This window comes from Kitasatospora sp. NPDC059462 (genome assembly GCF_042749955.1).
Taxonomy (GTDB): domain Bacteria; phylum Actinomycetota; class Actinomycetes; order Streptomycetales; family Streptomycetaceae; genus Kitasatospora.
Genome location: NZ_JBHYUU010000079.1, coordinates 22,142 through 34,606 on the forward strand (window position 1 = coordinate 22,142; position 12,465 = coordinate 34,606).

The following is a 12,465-nucleotide window of genomic DNA, read 5'->3' on the forward strand; positions in this document are numbered from 1 at the left end:
GTCTACTCCTTGGAGTTCTGGTCGGCGGGGACTGCGGATTCTTCGGGCGCCGGGGCCTCGTCGGCCCCGGTGGTGCCGTCGTCGGGCCCCTCATCGGGCTCGTCGTCGAGCGCGGGAGCGTCGTCCTGGAGGTCCACCGCCAGTGCGGCCAGCTCCTCGGCGATCTTCGCCGACTCGCTGCGGCCCAGCCCGGCCAGCTCGACCAGGGTCCCGCCGTCCGGCAGCGCCACCGCCCGCACCCAGATCCGGCGCCGCTGGATGAACAGCGAGCCGATCAGGCCGGCGATCGCGGCCACCGCGCCGGCCAGCGCGATGCCGTTGCCCGGACGGTGCGAGACGTTGAAGCTGGCCCACTTCTTGTAGCCCTCGAAGGTGACCGTGCCGTAGCCGTCCGGCAGCTCCCAGACCTGCTTGGGGTCCAGCTTGGCCTTCGCGGGCTCGCCGTCCCGCTGGAGCTGGGTCAGGTTCTTGGTGTTGAGCTGGTAGATGTTCTGCGGCAGGCCGGAGTCGGTGCCCAGGTCGCCCGCGTAGGCGTTGAGCACCAGCACCGGGGCCGCGTCACCGGGGAACAGCGAACGCGGGCCGGTGTTCTTGTCGAAGGCCACCGGGGCGGTCGGCAGGAAGAAGCCGGACAGGCCCAGCTGGGTCCGCTTGCCGTCCTTCTCGCCGTAGTCGGAGACCTTGATGACGCCGGTGGAGGTCAGGTTGCCGTCCTGCGGCAGGAACGGGGTGGCGCCGGTGTAGACGACGTCGCCCGCGGCGTTGCGGACCGTGATCACCGGGGCGTAGCCGTGGCCGATCAGGTAGAACTTGCTGCCGCCGATCTCCAGCGGGCGGTTCACCTCGATCTTGCCCTGCTTGAGCTTCGACGGGTCGCTGCCCTCGTAGTACTCGACGCCCGCGGTGAACTCCCGGGCGCTGCCGATCTGGGAGCCGTTGTTCTGGAACTTCGAGGTGAAGCTGTTCAGCTTCACGTAGAACGGGTCGAGGTCGTCGCTGCCGTAGAAGCGGGTCCCGGTGAAGTCGTCCAGCTGGGTGATGGTGTTGGAGTAGCCCTCGCCCTCGACCAGCAGCTTGCCGCCGGTGCCGCTGGCCAGGCTCGCCCAGGCGAAGCCGCCGAGCAGCGCGAACAGCGACAGGTGGAAGACCAGGTTGCCGACCTCGCGCAGGTAGCCCTTCTCGGCCGCCACCGCGCCGCCGTCCAGGTGCGCCCGGAACCGCCGCGCGCGCAGCAGCCGGTGGGCGGCGGTGTTGACGGCCGCGGCGTCGGCGTCGGTGCGCCAGGCCGCGTACACCGGCATCCGGGTCAGGTTGCGCGGCGCCGCCGGCGGCCGGGAGCGCAGCACGCCGACGAACTGCCAGGTGCGCGGGACGATGCAGCCGGCCAGCGAGACGAACAGCAGGATGTAGATCGCCGAGAACCAGACCGAGCTGTACACGTCGAACAGCTGGAGCTTCTCGTAGATCGGCGCGACCGTGGTGTGCTGCGCCTTCCAGGTCTCGACCTTGAACTGGTTCTGCCCGTTCTGCGGGATCAGCGAGCCCGGGATGGCCGCCAGCGAGAGCAGGAACAGCAGGATCAGCGCGACCCGCATCGAGGTCAGCTGGCGCCACATCCAGCGCAGCCAGCCGAGCACGCCGATGCCGGTGGGGCCGTCGGACTCGGCCGGGGCGGTGGTGAGCCGCTCGGCCGCGTCCTCGTCCGCGCCCTGCGCGACGGCGGTCCCGGACCGCTCGCGATCGGTCGTGGTGTTGGTCACGGGTCAGATTCCGATCTGGAAGTCGGCGAACTGGTTCTGCAGGTCACTCACCATCGAGTCCCAGACCCCGGTGACCAGCAGCAGACCGACCACGACGAGCATGCCGCCGCCGATCCGCATCACGAGCGGATAGTGCCGCTTGACCCAGCCGAAGGCGCCCAGCGCCCGGCGGAAGGCCAGCGCCGCCACGACGAACGGTACGCCCAGGCCCAGGCAGTAGAAGAACATCAGCAGCGCACCGCGCTGGGCGTCGGCCTGGTTGAGCGCGAGGTTGGTGACGGCGGCCAGGGTCGGCCCCATGCACGGCGTCCAGCCCACCCCGAAGACCACGCCGAGCAGCGGAGCGCCGAGCAGGCCGACCACCGGACGGCGGTGGGTGCGCACCTCGCGCATGCTCAGGCCGGGCACCAGCCCCATGAAGGCCAGGCCCATCACGATGGTGAGCGCCCCGAGCACCTTGCTGATGACGGCCTGGTGCTCCTTGAGCGTGTCCCCGAACTGGCCGAACAGCGCGCCGCTGGAGACGAACACGACGGTGAAGCCGAGGATGAACAGCGCCGCACCGGCCAGCATCCGGCCGCGCCGGGCCCCGCGCGCGTCGGCGAGGTCGGCGGCCGAGAAGCCGGTGACGTAGGAGAGGTAGCCGGGCACGAGCGGCAGCACGCAGGGCGAGAAGAACGACACCAGGCCCGCCGCCAGCGCGATCGGCGCGGCCACCAGCAGCGCCCCGCTCTGGATGGTCCCGATGTTGTCGGCGAGTTGCAGCGCCGCGCTCACTGGTGCTGCTCCGCCAGCACCGGCTGGAGCATCGACTCCAGGGCGTCGTCGGTCTGGCCGCCGACGGCGCGCGCGGCGAGCCTGCCGTCCCGGTCGACCACCAGGGTGGTCGGGATGGACTGCGGGTTGAGGCTGCCCTTGGGGAACTTGAGCAGCTCCTCGCCGGCCGGGTCGTAGAGGCTGGGGAAGGTGACGCCCTTCTCCTGCTCGAAGCGGACGGCGTTCTTGATCTCGGTGTCCCGGGTGTTGATCCCGAGGAACTGCACGCCCTGGTCCTTGTACTTCTCCCAGACCCGCTGGAGGTCGTCGGCCTCCGAGCGGCACGGGCCGCACCAGGAGCCCCAGACGTTGAGCACGACGACCTTGCCCCGGTAGTCGGAGAGCTTGGCCGGGGTGCCCTCCAGGGTGGTGCCGCCGATGTCCGGCGCGTCCTGGCGGTGGCCGGCGGCGGCGGTCGAGATGTTGCTGCCCTTGGCGGTGACGAAGCCGATCTGCCCGTCACCACTGGCCGAGGAGCCGGAGGAGCTGCAACCGGTGAGGACCAGCGCGGCAGCGGCGGCGGTGACCGCGGCGGCGGCGAGACGGGGACGGGGGCGCGTCATGCCAGACATGTGAAAAGTTTCGCATGGAGTCGCGGCCGGGCCCCGGGGGGTCCGGCCTTCTCTGCCGGACCCCCTCTGACCTGCGGCGGGACCATTGGCCCTGGTGTCGCGGGAGTGTGACGCAGCTCTTACTCACACGGCTCTTACACCGGATCGGGAACCATGAACACCGTTCCGCGCGTCCGGGCTTCCTCGGCGTACCCGGATCCGGGTCGCCCCGGGGCCGGCGCCGGCCTGCCCTCAGGCGCCGAAGCTCTTGCCGACCGGCTTGCTCTTGCCGCCCTTGCCGACCAGGTGGGCCGGCAGCAGGTCGCGGGCCGGCTCGCGGTAGCCGACCGAGACGATCCGGTCCCCCTCGTAGGTGAAGCTGGTCAGCGAGGCCAGCGAGCACTGCCGGTTGCGCGGGTCGTGCCAGAGCCGGCGGCGCTCCACGAAGGAGCGGACGATCCAGATCGGCAGCTGGTGGCTGACGCAGACCGCCTCGTGCCCGCGCGCGGCGTCCCGGGCGGCGGCCAGCGCGCCCATCATCCGCACCGCCTGCTCCAGGTAGGGCTCGCCCCAGGAGGGCTTGAACGGGTTGGTCAGGTACTTCCAGTAGGACGGGTTGCGCAGCGAGCCGTCGCCCACTCCGAAGGTCTTGCCCTCGAAGATGTTCTCCGCCTCGATCAGCCGCTCGTCCACCGCGAGGTCCAGGCCGTGCGACTCGGCGATCGGCGTGGCGGTCTCCTGGGCGCGCTCCAGCGGGGACGCCACCACGTGGGTGATGTCCCGCCCGGCCAGGTCCTCGGCGACCCGCTCGGCCATCTCGCGGCCCAGCTCGGACAGCCGGTAGCCCGGCAGCCGCCCGTACAGGACGCCCTCCGGGTTGTGCACCTCACCGTGCCGCATCAGGTGGACGACGGTGATGTCCTTGGCGCTCACTTCTCAGTACTCCTGGTGCTCGTAAGGGCGGCGGGCCTAGGCGGTGGCTTCGGCGGCGGCCCGGGCGGCGGCGGGCAGGGCGGCGGCGATCCGCTCCAGCGCCCGCTCGTCGTGCGCGGCGGAGACGAACCAGGACTCGAAGGCGGACGGCGGCAGGTAGACGCCCTCGGCGAGCATCGCGTGGAAGAACGCGGTGAAGCGGAACGCCTCCTGGGTCTTCGCCTCGGCGTAGTTCGTCACGGCGTCCTCGGTGAAGAACACCGAGAACATGTTCCCGGCGGTCTGCAGCCGGTGCGCCACGCCCTCCTTGGCGAGGGCGGCGGCGACCAGGCCGGAGACCTCGGCGGCGACCCGGTCGACGGCCGTGTACACCTCGTCGGTGCAGCCGCGCAGCTGGGCCAGGCCGGCCGCGGTGGCGATCGGGTTCCCGGACAGCGTGCCGGCCTGGTAGACCGGGCCGGCCGGGGCGAGGTGGGCCATCACGTCGGCGCGGCCGCCGAAGGCCGCCGCCGGGAAGCCGCCGCCCATGACCTTGCCGAAGGTCAGCAGGTCGGGCGCCCAGCCCTCGTTCGCCGCCTCCAGGCCGTACCAACCGGCCTTGGAGACGCGGAAGCCGGTCATCACCTCGTCGGAGATGAACAGCGCGCCGTTCTCCCGGCAGAGCCGGGCCAGGCCGCCGTTGAAGCCGGGCAGCGGCGGGACGACGCCCATGTTGCCGGGCGAGGCCTCGGTGATCACGCAGGCGATCTCGCCGGGGTGGGCCCGGAAGGCCTCCTCGACGGCGGCGAGGTCGTTGTACGGCAGCACGATGGTGTCGCCGGCCTGGGCGCCGGTGACGCCCGGGGTGTCCGGCAGGCCGAAGGTGGCGACGCCGGAACCGGCGGCGGCCAGCAGGGCGTCCACGTGTCCGTGGTAGCAGCCGGCGAACTTCACGACCTTCGCGCGGCCGGTGAAGCCGCGGGCCAGCCGGATCGCCGACATGGTGGCCTCGGTGCCCGAGGAGACCAGGCGGACCTGCTCGACCGGGGCGACCCGGGAGACGATCTCCTCGGCCAGCTCGACCTCGCCCTGTCCGGGGGTGCCGAAGGAGGTGCCGCGGGTCACCGCCTGCTGCACGGCGTCCAGGACGGCCGGGTGCGCGTGGCCGAGGATCATCGGACCCCACGAGCAGACCAGGTCGACGTACTCGCGGCCGTCGGCGTCGGTCAGGTAGGGGCCGGTGCCGGACACCATGAAGCGCGGCGTACCGCCGACGGCGCGGAACGCGCGCACCGGCGAGTTGACGCCGCCGGGGGTCACGACCGACGCGCGGTCGAAGAGCGACTGGGACTGGGGTGCTTCGTAGGGATAGCTCACGGAAGACATGGTCTCAAATCGTGTCCTTCACCTCTGCATGTCGGACCTCATCATCTGGAACGATGATCCTGGCGCCCGAATCTGTACGGTTATCCATACAACGGGGCCCCTGACTGCTCCGGCTGCCCGGACCAGTCAGACTGTGTACCCGGGGTGTCTCCGGAGTTCCTCCGGCCGCGAGGACGGACGGGAGCTCCGGGTCGATGCAGGGGTGTGGAGAGGACTGCCGCGTACCGCGACTGGGTACGGCGGCGCATGACGGGTAAGGAGCACGTCCGGAGGGACACCGGACGTGCGGGGGTCTGTCGATTCCGGCGAATTCCGGTGAGGATGGTCCGAGTGTCCGAGGCGCAGGACGGCCACGACGAGGCCGCGGGTGGCTCCCGCCGGCCCGCCGGGGCCGCACGCGGGGGTAAGGGAGCGGGAACGGGCCGTAGCGGCCGCGGCCGTGAGAGGCGGGGTGAGGGACGCGTGGGGGTGACGTACAAGTACTTCGGCGCACCCGACCGGGCGACCGCGGCCCGGGTCCCGACCGCTCTCGGGCCGGGCGGGCTCGGGCTGGACGCGGGCGAGCTCGGCTCGCTCGGCCGGCTCGGCGACCTGATGGAGACCAGTGGCTCCCCCAACGGCCACCTCTCCACCAAGATCAAACCGGAGACCATGAGCGCGATGGTCCTCACCGGCATCCAGGGCGTGCCGCTGCACCAGGTGCCGCCGCTGGAGCTGGTCGTGCTGCACCCGGACTACGCCGTCGTCCAGCTGCCGCAGAACGTCGTCGAACCGCTGCGCAAGGCGGACGAGACCGAGCTCGGCGCCGCCGCGTTCATCTGGTCCACCGTGCCGGACCGGCGCGGCCCGCGCGACGCCTTCGTGATCTACAGCATGCTGCACGAGTGGCAGGACTTCGCCAACCGCCTGCACGAGGCCGGCCACCAGCTGTACTGCCTGGTCTGGCCCTGACCGACGGGAACACGAGCGGGGCCCCCGGCTGCACGCCGGGGGCCCCGTTTCCGTCGGTCCGCGCCTGCGGGCCGACGCGGGCTCAGCCGCCGGAACCGTAGGTGGTGTTGGCGCAGATGTCGTCGTCCGCCGATCGGGCGTCGTCGGTGACCGAGGTCGGCAGCGGGGCGGGCGCGGTCGGCGTGCCCGGCGCGGTGGTCCCGGCCGCGGCGGCGCCGCCGTTGGCGTCGGCGTAGTCCTTGCCGAGCACGACGCTGATGCCGGCCGCCGAGGTGGGGGTGAGGGTGGCGCCGGGGAACAGCTCGGCGACCTTCTCGGCGTTGGCCTTCTGCCCGGCGCCGTACTCGATCGTGGTGGTGAGCTTGTTGGTGGACTTCGCCTGGCCCACCGAGCCGACGGTGAACTGCGCCGCCTTCAGGGCCTCGCCCGCCCTGGCGCCCAGTCCGTTGGAGGTGGTGCCGTTGAAGACCTTGATCGGGACCGCCGGGGCGGTGTGCGCGGGGGGCGCGGTGGTGGTCGGCGGGGCCTCCGGGGTGGCCGGGGGCGCCGGGGTGGCGGGCGCGTCGGGCTGCTCGCCGGTGGCGTCCTTGCCGTCCAGGGTGCGGTCGGCGCGGATCGCCTCCCACAGCCGGTCCACGTCCGGCTTCACCAGGTCGAGGTTGGCCTCGTTGTAACGCCACGGCGGGGTGACGAACTTGAGGTCGTGCAGGTCGATGTTCTTCAGCGACAGGGCGAAGGACATCAGCTTGTCGACGGTGTCGAGCCCCTCGTCGACGCGCAGCGACTTGGTGGCGGCGTCGGCCAGCGGCAGTAGGGTGGTGGGCTCCAGGCCCTTCTTCTTCACCGTGCTGATCATCGAGCTCATGAAGGCCTGCTGACGCTTCATCCGGCCGATGTCGGAACCGTCGCCGATGCCGTGCCGCAGCCGGACGTAGTCGAGCGCCGGCTGGCCCTCCACCTTCTGCGGACCCTTCTTCAGGACGAGGGAGCCCTTCGTGGGCAGCTTCTCGTTGAGGTCCTTCTCGTAGATGTCCTTGGGCAGGCAGACCTCGACGCCGCCGACGGCCTTGGTCATCGCCGCGAAGCCCTGGAAGTCGACCACGATGGTGTGGTCGACGCGGATGCCGGTGAGCTTCTCCACGGTGTTCTGGGTGCAGGCGGGGTTGCCCTCCGCCGTGCCGCCCACCGTGAAGGCGGCGTTGAACAGGACGTCCTTGCCCTTCTGTTCCTTGGTCCACTTCCCGTTCGGGAGCTTGCACGGCGGGATGGTGACCAGGGTGTTGCGCGGGATCGAGACCCCGATGGCGTTCTTGTGGTCGGCGTAGACGTGCAGCAGGATCGTGGTGTCCGAGCGGGCACCCTCGCTGTCGCCGCCGCCCAGGTCCGAGTTGTCGCCGCCGCGGCTGTCGGAGCCGATCAGCAGGATGTTCACCGGTTTGTTGCCGTTGGCGTCGGCCTGCGCCTCCGGCGGGCGGTCCTTGCTCAGCGCGTCGGCGTCGATCGTCTTGATGTTGCCGTTGAGCTTGAAGTAGATCGCGCCGCCGGTGCCGGCTATCAGCACCAGCGCGCCGACCGCGGTCCAGCCGACGATCTTCTTGACGTTGCGCCGGGGCTTCTTGCCCCGGCCGCCCGACCGGCGGTGACCCTGGCCGTTCGACCCTCCGTCACCACCCGCTCCGCCGCGGCCCTTCGACTGCGCGGCCCGCCTGGCCTCGGCCCGGCCGCCCGGCCGGGGCGCCGGGACGGACCCGGACGAACCGGCCGAACCGGACGAGCCGGTGCGCGGCGAACCGCTCCGGGCACCGGTCGAACCCGCCGAGCCGGTCGAACCCTCCGGACGCGGCCGGGCCACGCTGGGCTGACTCCTGTCTCGGCGACCCGACATCCCCGCACCTCTTCACGGCTGTGCCATCGAACGATCAGCGGCCAGGACGTCCCCCCTGGCGCCAGGTGGAGCATACAAGCCGACCGGAAACCGACTACCGCCGCGCCCGGGCCTGGCCCCCGGCTCAGCCGCGGGCACGGCGCGCGCGGCGCACCGTCCGCTCGCCCCCGACCGGATCGGACAGCGCCCCGCCCCCGTCCACCAGGCGGCCCAGCGCCGTCACGAACACCGCCCGCTCGTCCGGCGGCAGCGACTCCAGCACCTCCCGGTGCACCCGGTCGGCGATCGCGGTGCCCCGCTCGACGGCCCGCGCGCCCGCCTCGGTGACCCGCACGATCCGGGCCCGGCGGTCGGCCACGGACGGGCACCGCTCGGCCAGCCCGGCCTTCTCCAGCTCGTCGACGGTCACCACCATGGTGGTCTTGTCGAGGTCGGCGAGCTCGGCCAGCTGGATCTGGGTGCGCTCGGCCGCCAGCGCGTGGAAGAGCACGCCGTAGGCGCGCGGGGTGACGCCGAGCTCGGTGAACGCCGCCGCCATCCGGGTCGCCAGGACGTGGCTGGCGTGGTCCAGCAGCCCGGAGAGGTCGCGGATCTGACGCACGGGCGGCGTGCGGCTGGTCGTCATGCGTCGAGGTTACGCGGCCCCGCGGCGCCGCCTCCCTACGGGATGCCGAGCTCGAACAGCGCGTACCCCGCGTACCAGCCGGCCGCCACCGCCGGCATCGCGACCAGGCCGCCCAGCGTCGACGGCCGCAGCCGGCGCAGCGCCACCGCCAGGCCGATGAACAGCGGGAAGGCCGGCAGCAGGTAGCGCGAGATGTTGCCGTAGATCTGGTTGCTGCTCAGCGCCAGGACGACGGTCAGCAGCGTGTAGAGCACCAGGACCAGCGGCGGCCGCAGCCGGAGCAGCAGCACCAGCAGCCCGGGCAGGGCGATCAGCAGGCCCACCGCGATGAGGTCCGGCGCCGGGTTGGACTGCCAGAACGTCCAGTGCCCGGTGACCGTGTCCAGGGTGCTGCGGGCGGTGGAGGCGCCCCAGTCGAAGTAGCGGTTCCAGGCGCCGCGCTGGAGCTTGAAGTACCCCGTCCAGTCGCCCATCCGCCAGCCGACCCAGGCGACGTACCCGAGCAGGCCCCAGGGGGTGATCAGCATCGCGGTCAGCGGGCGGGCCACCCCGTCGGTGCGCCGCACCAGCGCCACCAGGGCGGAGATCGAGACGGCGGCGATCAGCGCGGCCGCGGTCGGCCGGTTGAGGCCGGCCACCAGGGCCAGCACGCCGGCGGCGAGCCAGTTCCGGGTCATCACGCAGTAGCAGGCCCAGGCCGAGAGGGCGACGAACAGCGAGTCCGAGTAGACCGCCCACTCCACGCCCGAGCCGGGGAACAGGCCCCAGATCACCGCCGCGATCACCCCGGCCCGGAAGCCGCCGAGCCGCTCGGCGACGGCGAAGATCCCGGCCGCCGCCACGAAGGAGGCGAGCACCGAGACCACGATGCCCGAGCCGTACGGGCCGAGCCCGGTGACCGCCCCGACCAGCCGCATCAGCCACGGGTAGAGCGGGAAGAACGCGGAGGAGTTCTCGTAGTAGGTGGCCAGCGGGTAGCCGTGCAGCGGGATCAGCTGCGGGTCGTAGCCGTTCTCGGCGATCCGCTGGTACCAGATGCCGTCCCAGGTGCCGAGCACGTCCCAGGGCCGGGCGCCGCCGCCGCGCCCCGGGTCCTTCTTCAGGAAGTCCTCGGTGTGCGAGAGCAGGAGCAGGAAGACGGTCAGGCCGGTCGCCTTGACCACCGCGTACGCGCCGAGCGCGGGCGCGTAGCGGTCCACCGCCGCGCCGAACCGGCCCGGGGCCCGCCCCGCCGCCGACACGGCCGTGGCGCCCGACGCCTCGGACGTCTCGGACGTCTCCGGCGTCTCCGGCGTCTCCGGTGCCTCCTGGGCGTCCCGGGGAGGGGTGGCGGACGACGGGGACACGCCCGCGCCACCGCCCGACGATCCGGTGCTCGATGCCGCGCTCATCAGCTCTGGTACTCCCCGCCCCACTCGTGACCGGTGCGCGCCGACCGACACCGCGGCGCCGGGCGAGCCTACGGCACCGCCGTCGCCGGGCAGAGGGGGAGCCCACCCGGCGGACGGGCGGCGGGTCGGGGACGGATCAACCGCGCAGGTGGGCGGTGCCGGGCCCGGTGGGCCGCCGGCGCCGGGCCAGGGCACCGGTGCCGGCGGCCGGCCCCGGAAACGCCGAGAGCCGCCACCTCGCGCCCCAGGAGGGAGACACGGAAGCGGCGGCTCGCACCGGCCGGACTCGCGGCTGATCAGCCGGCGTTGACGCAGGTGTTGCCGAAGGCCGGGTTCAGGATGCCCACGATGTCGATGGTGTTGCCGCACAGGTTGACCGGGATGTGCAGCGGCACCTGGATCTGGTTGCCGGAGACGACACCGGGGGAGCCCGCGGCGACGCCCTCCGCGCCGGAGCTGGCCAGCGCGGTACCGGCGCCGGCGGCGACGATGCCGACCACAGCGGCGCCGACGACGGCCGTCTTCTTGATGCTCATGGGAGCCTCCTGACTGTTCGACAGAGATGCACGGGGAGTGCGACATCTCCAACGAGACCCCCTCGGGCCGGTTGCGACGGCACCCCCACTGTCACCCGTCCGGAGGAACGCGGCCCCGGCGCCGGGCAATCGGGTGACACCCGTATCCGACCGTTTCCCCCGGCGCCCTGCCTCGTTCTCCAGTCGGAACACGCTTCACGCCCCGCTACGACGAGGAGATCCGCCGCCGGTCCAAACCCGTCCGGAATTCTCCCGGTCGTGCGTCGACACGAATGCTTCCCGGCCGTGCGGGAATCGTTCGAGGCGCACGGTGCCGCGGCGGCCGCTCATCGCCCGAGCCATGGGCGAAACGCGCCATCTGGGCCACCCGAGTGACAATCACGGCATTCCCAGAAGCCAACGGGCCAGGATTTCCCCTCGCCCGGCTCCCGACTATTTCCACAGACGGTCGGGAAGAATACGGAGGAAGAACACATGCGTCACGTCAAGAAGACCGCCGCCCTGTCGATCGCCACCGCCGGCCTGGTGGTCGGTGCGGCCGGCGGCGCGTTCGCCAGCTCCGGCGCCGAGGGTGTCGCCGCCAACTCCCCCGGTGTGATCTCCGGCAACCAGATCCAGGTGCCGGTCCACGTGCCGATCAACCTCTGCGGCAACACCATCAACATCATCGCGCTGCTGAACCCGGCGTTCGGCAACACCTGCGTCAACGCCGGCTGAACCGGTGGCCGCCGAGCCGGCGGCCGCGGCTCCACCGCACCCGCGCCGCACCCCGCCACCGGGCGGGGTGCGGCGCGCTCAACCCGTGTGTGATCGAGGAGATCAACCCCCATGCAGAACGTGAAGAAGGCCGTCGTCCTCTCCGCCGCCGCTGCCGGCCTGGTGCTGGGCGCGGCGGGTGGCGCCGCCGCCAGCGCCGGTGCCGAGGGCGTCGCCGCCGGCTCCCCCGGTGTCATCTCCGGCAACCAGCTCCAGATCCCGGTGCACATCCCGGTCAACCTGTGCGGCAACTCCATCAACCTGATCGGTGTGCTGAACCCGGCGTTCGGCAACACCTGCATCAACGGCGAGGTCCCGCAGCAGCACGAGCACGTCGAGCACGTCGAGGACGACTGCTGATTCCGATCGGCACGCGTTCCGCCCGCACTGCCCCCCGGCCCGTCGACCGGGGGGCGGTTCGGCGTACCCGGGCACGGTCCGCGAGCCCGGGGAACCCCTCCCTCCGAAGGTGAAGACGCATGGTTTCGAAGAAGAGCGGGGCCGGCCTCGCCGCCGCCCTGGGCGCCGCGATGCTGCTCGGCGGCGCGGGCGCGGCGCACGCGGCCCCGACCGGGGGCGGCGCCGCCCTGGCCAAGACCGACCTCGCCCAGGCGCTCGGCGGCACCACCACCGGCCTCGGCTACGGCATCGCGCCGCTCAAGGACCTGCGGCTGGACCCGTGGGCCAACTCCTCCGCCGACGTGCTGAACAACGGGGCGACCGTCCAGCCGGAAGGCTCCGGGCTGGCGCCGGTCGGCACCGACCTCCTGACCGGCCCGCTCAGCGCCGGCGGCGGTCCGCGCGACCTGCCGCTGGTCGGCGGCCTGCTCGGGGCGCTGCCCGGCTGAGCCGCCACGACCCGCGAGAGCCCGGCACCCCGTCGTGAGGGGGTGCCG

General features: G+C 72.4%; 13 protein-coding genes. 4 read left to right on the forward strand and 9 right to left on the reverse strand.

The genetic code is table 11. The annotated features are described in order from the left end of the window. Positions 1-2: 2 nt before the first annotated feature. The 5 genes from ACFXAM_RS20425 to hemL form a co-directional block, all read right to left on the reverse strand. Positions 3-1,760: a cytochrome c biogenesis protein ResB gene (locus ACFXAM_RS20425; RefSeq protein WP_380293151.1), complete on the reverse strand. Its 1,758-nt coding sequence runs from the start codon at positions 1,758-1,760 to the stop codon at positions 3-5. Positions 1,761-1,763: 3 nt separating this feature from the next. Then, positions 1,764-2,537, reverse strand: a complete 774-nt coding sequence (locus ACFXAM_RS20430) for a cytochrome c biogenesis CcdA family protein (RefSeq protein WP_380293153.1) — start codon at positions 2,535-2,537, stop codon at positions 1,764-1,766. After that, the gene (locus ACFXAM_RS20435) at positions 2,534-3,148 is read right to left on the reverse strand and encodes a TlpA family protein disulfide reductase (RefSeq protein WP_380293155.1); all 615 of its coding nucleotides are present in this window, start codon (positions 3,146-3,148) and stop codon (positions 2,534-2,536) included. The genes ACFXAM_RS20430 and ACFXAM_RS20435 overlap by 4 nt, the downstream gene beginning before the upstream one ends. Positions 3,149-3,379: 231 nt before the next feature. Next, positions 3,380-4,027 (reverse strand): histidine phosphatase family protein, encoded by a 648-nt coding sequence (locus tag ACFXAM_RS20440; protein ID WP_380293175.1) that lies wholly within the window; start codon positions 4,025-4,027, stop codon positions 3,380-3,382. A gap of 69 nt (positions 4,028-4,096) precedes the next feature. Next, positions 4,097-5,425, reverse strand: a complete 1,329-nt coding sequence (gene hemL / locus ACFXAM_RS20445; protein ID WP_380293157.1) for a glutamate-1-semialdehyde 2,1-aminomutase — start codon at positions 5,423-5,425, stop codon at positions 4,097-4,099. A 321-nt stretch (positions 5,426-5,746) separates the two neighbouring features. Between hemL and ACFXAM_RS20450 the strand changes: the two genes are divergently transcribed. Further along, complete coding sequence (locus ACFXAM_RS20450) at positions 5,747-6,376, forward strand: hypothetical protein (RefSeq protein WP_380293159.1); 630 nt, start codon at positions 5,747-5,749, stop codon at positions 6,374-6,376. A gap of 82 nt (positions 6,377-6,458) precedes the next feature. Here ACFXAM_RS20450 and ACFXAM_RS20455 read toward each other — a convergent pair whose 3' ends face one another. The 4 genes from ACFXAM_RS20455 to ACFXAM_RS20470 all read right to left on the reverse strand — a co-directional run bounded on the left by ACFXAM_RS20455 (position 6,459) and on the right by ACFXAM_RS20470 (position 10,813). Continuing rightward, positions 6,459-8,228, reverse strand: a complete 1,770-nt coding sequence (locus ACFXAM_RS20455) for an LCP family protein (RefSeq protein WP_380293161.1) — start codon at positions 8,226-8,228, stop codon at positions 6,459-6,461. A gap of 157 nt (positions 8,229-8,385) precedes the next feature. Further along, positions 8,386-8,886: a MarR family winged helix-turn-helix transcriptional regulator gene (locus ACFXAM_RS20460; protein ID WP_380293163.1), complete on the reverse strand. Its 501-nt coding sequence runs from the start codon at positions 8,884-8,886 to the stop codon at positions 8,386-8,388. 35 nt (positions 8,887-8,921) lie between these two features. Continuing rightward, a complete protein-coding gene (locus ACFXAM_RS20465; protein WP_380293165.1) occupies positions 8,922-10,277 on the reverse strand; it encodes a hypothetical protein in 1,356 nt (451 codons plus the stop codon). A 296-nt stretch (positions 10,278-10,573) separates the two neighbouring features. Continuing rightward, positions 10,574-10,813: a chaplin gene (locus tag ACFXAM_RS20470; protein ID WP_380293167.1), complete on the reverse strand. Its 240-nt coding sequence runs from the start codon at positions 10,811-10,813 to the stop codon at positions 10,574-10,576. A 474-nt stretch (positions 10,814-11,287) separates the two neighbouring features. On the opposite strand from ACFXAM_RS20470, the gene ACFXAM_RS20475 reads away from it, so the two are divergent. The 3 genes from ACFXAM_RS20475 (at position 11,288) to ACFXAM_RS20485 (ending at position 12,417) form a co-directional block, all read left to right on the forward strand. Then, a complete protein-coding gene (locus tag ACFXAM_RS20475) occupies positions 11,288-11,530 on the forward strand; it encodes a chaplin (protein WP_380293169.1) in 243 nt (80 codons plus the stop codon). A gap of 111 nt (positions 11,531-11,641) precedes the next feature. Continuing rightward, positions 11,642-11,929, forward strand: a complete 288-nt coding sequence (locus tag ACFXAM_RS20480; protein ID WP_380293171.1) for a chaplin — start codon at positions 11,642-11,644, stop codon at positions 11,927-11,929. 119 nt (positions 11,930-12,048) lie between these two features. Then, positions 12,049-12,417, forward strand: a complete 369-nt coding sequence (locus ACFXAM_RS20485) for a hypothetical protein (protein ID WP_380293173.1) — start codon at positions 12,049-12,051, stop codon at positions 12,415-12,417. Positions 12,418-12,465: the final 48 nt, after the last annotated feature.

Bases quoted from the DNA above. Each gene is read 5' to 3' on its own strand.
- ACFXAM_RS20480 (WP_380293171.1), top strand. From the start codon at position 11,642: ATGCAGAACGTGAAGAAGGCCGTCGTCCTCTCCGCCGCCGCTGCCGGC.
- ACFXAM_RS20450 (WP_380293159.1), top strand. From the start codon at position 5,747: ATGGTCCGAGTGTCCGAGGCGCAGGACGGCCACGACGAGGCCGCGGGT.
- hemL (WP_380293157.1), bottom strand. From the start codon at position 5,425: ATGTCTTCCGTGAGCTATCCCTACGAAGCACCCCAGTCCCAGTCGCTC.
- ACFXAM_RS20460 (WP_380293163.1), bottom strand. From the start codon at position 8,886: ATGACGACCAGCCGCACGCCGCCCGTGCGTCAGATCCGCGACCTCTCC.
- ACFXAM_RS20465 (WP_380293165.1), bottom strand. From the start codon at position 10,277: ATGAGCGCGGCATCGAGCACCGGATCGTCGGGCGGTGGCGCGGGCGTG.
- ACFXAM_RS20440 (WP_380293175.1), bottom strand. From the start codon at position 4,027: ATGCGGCACGGTGAGGTGCACAACCCGGAGGGCGTCCTGTACGGGCGG.
- ACFXAM_RS20475 (WP_380293169.1), top strand. From the start codon at position 11,288: ATGCGTCACGTCAAGAAGACCGCCGCCCTGTCGATCGCCACCGCCGGC.
- ACFXAM_RS20470 (WP_380293167.1), bottom strand. From the start codon at position 10,813: ATGAGCATCAAGAAGACGGCCGTCGTCGGCGCCGCTGTGGTCGGCATC.
- ACFXAM_RS20485 (WP_380293173.1), top strand. From the start codon at position 12,049: ATGGTTTCGAAGAAGAGCGGGGCCGGCCTCGCCGCCGCCCTGGGCGCC.
- ACFXAM_RS20435 (WP_380293155.1), bottom strand. From the start codon at position 3,148: ATGTCTGGCATGACGCGCCCCCGTCCCCGTCTCGCCGCCGCCGCGGTC.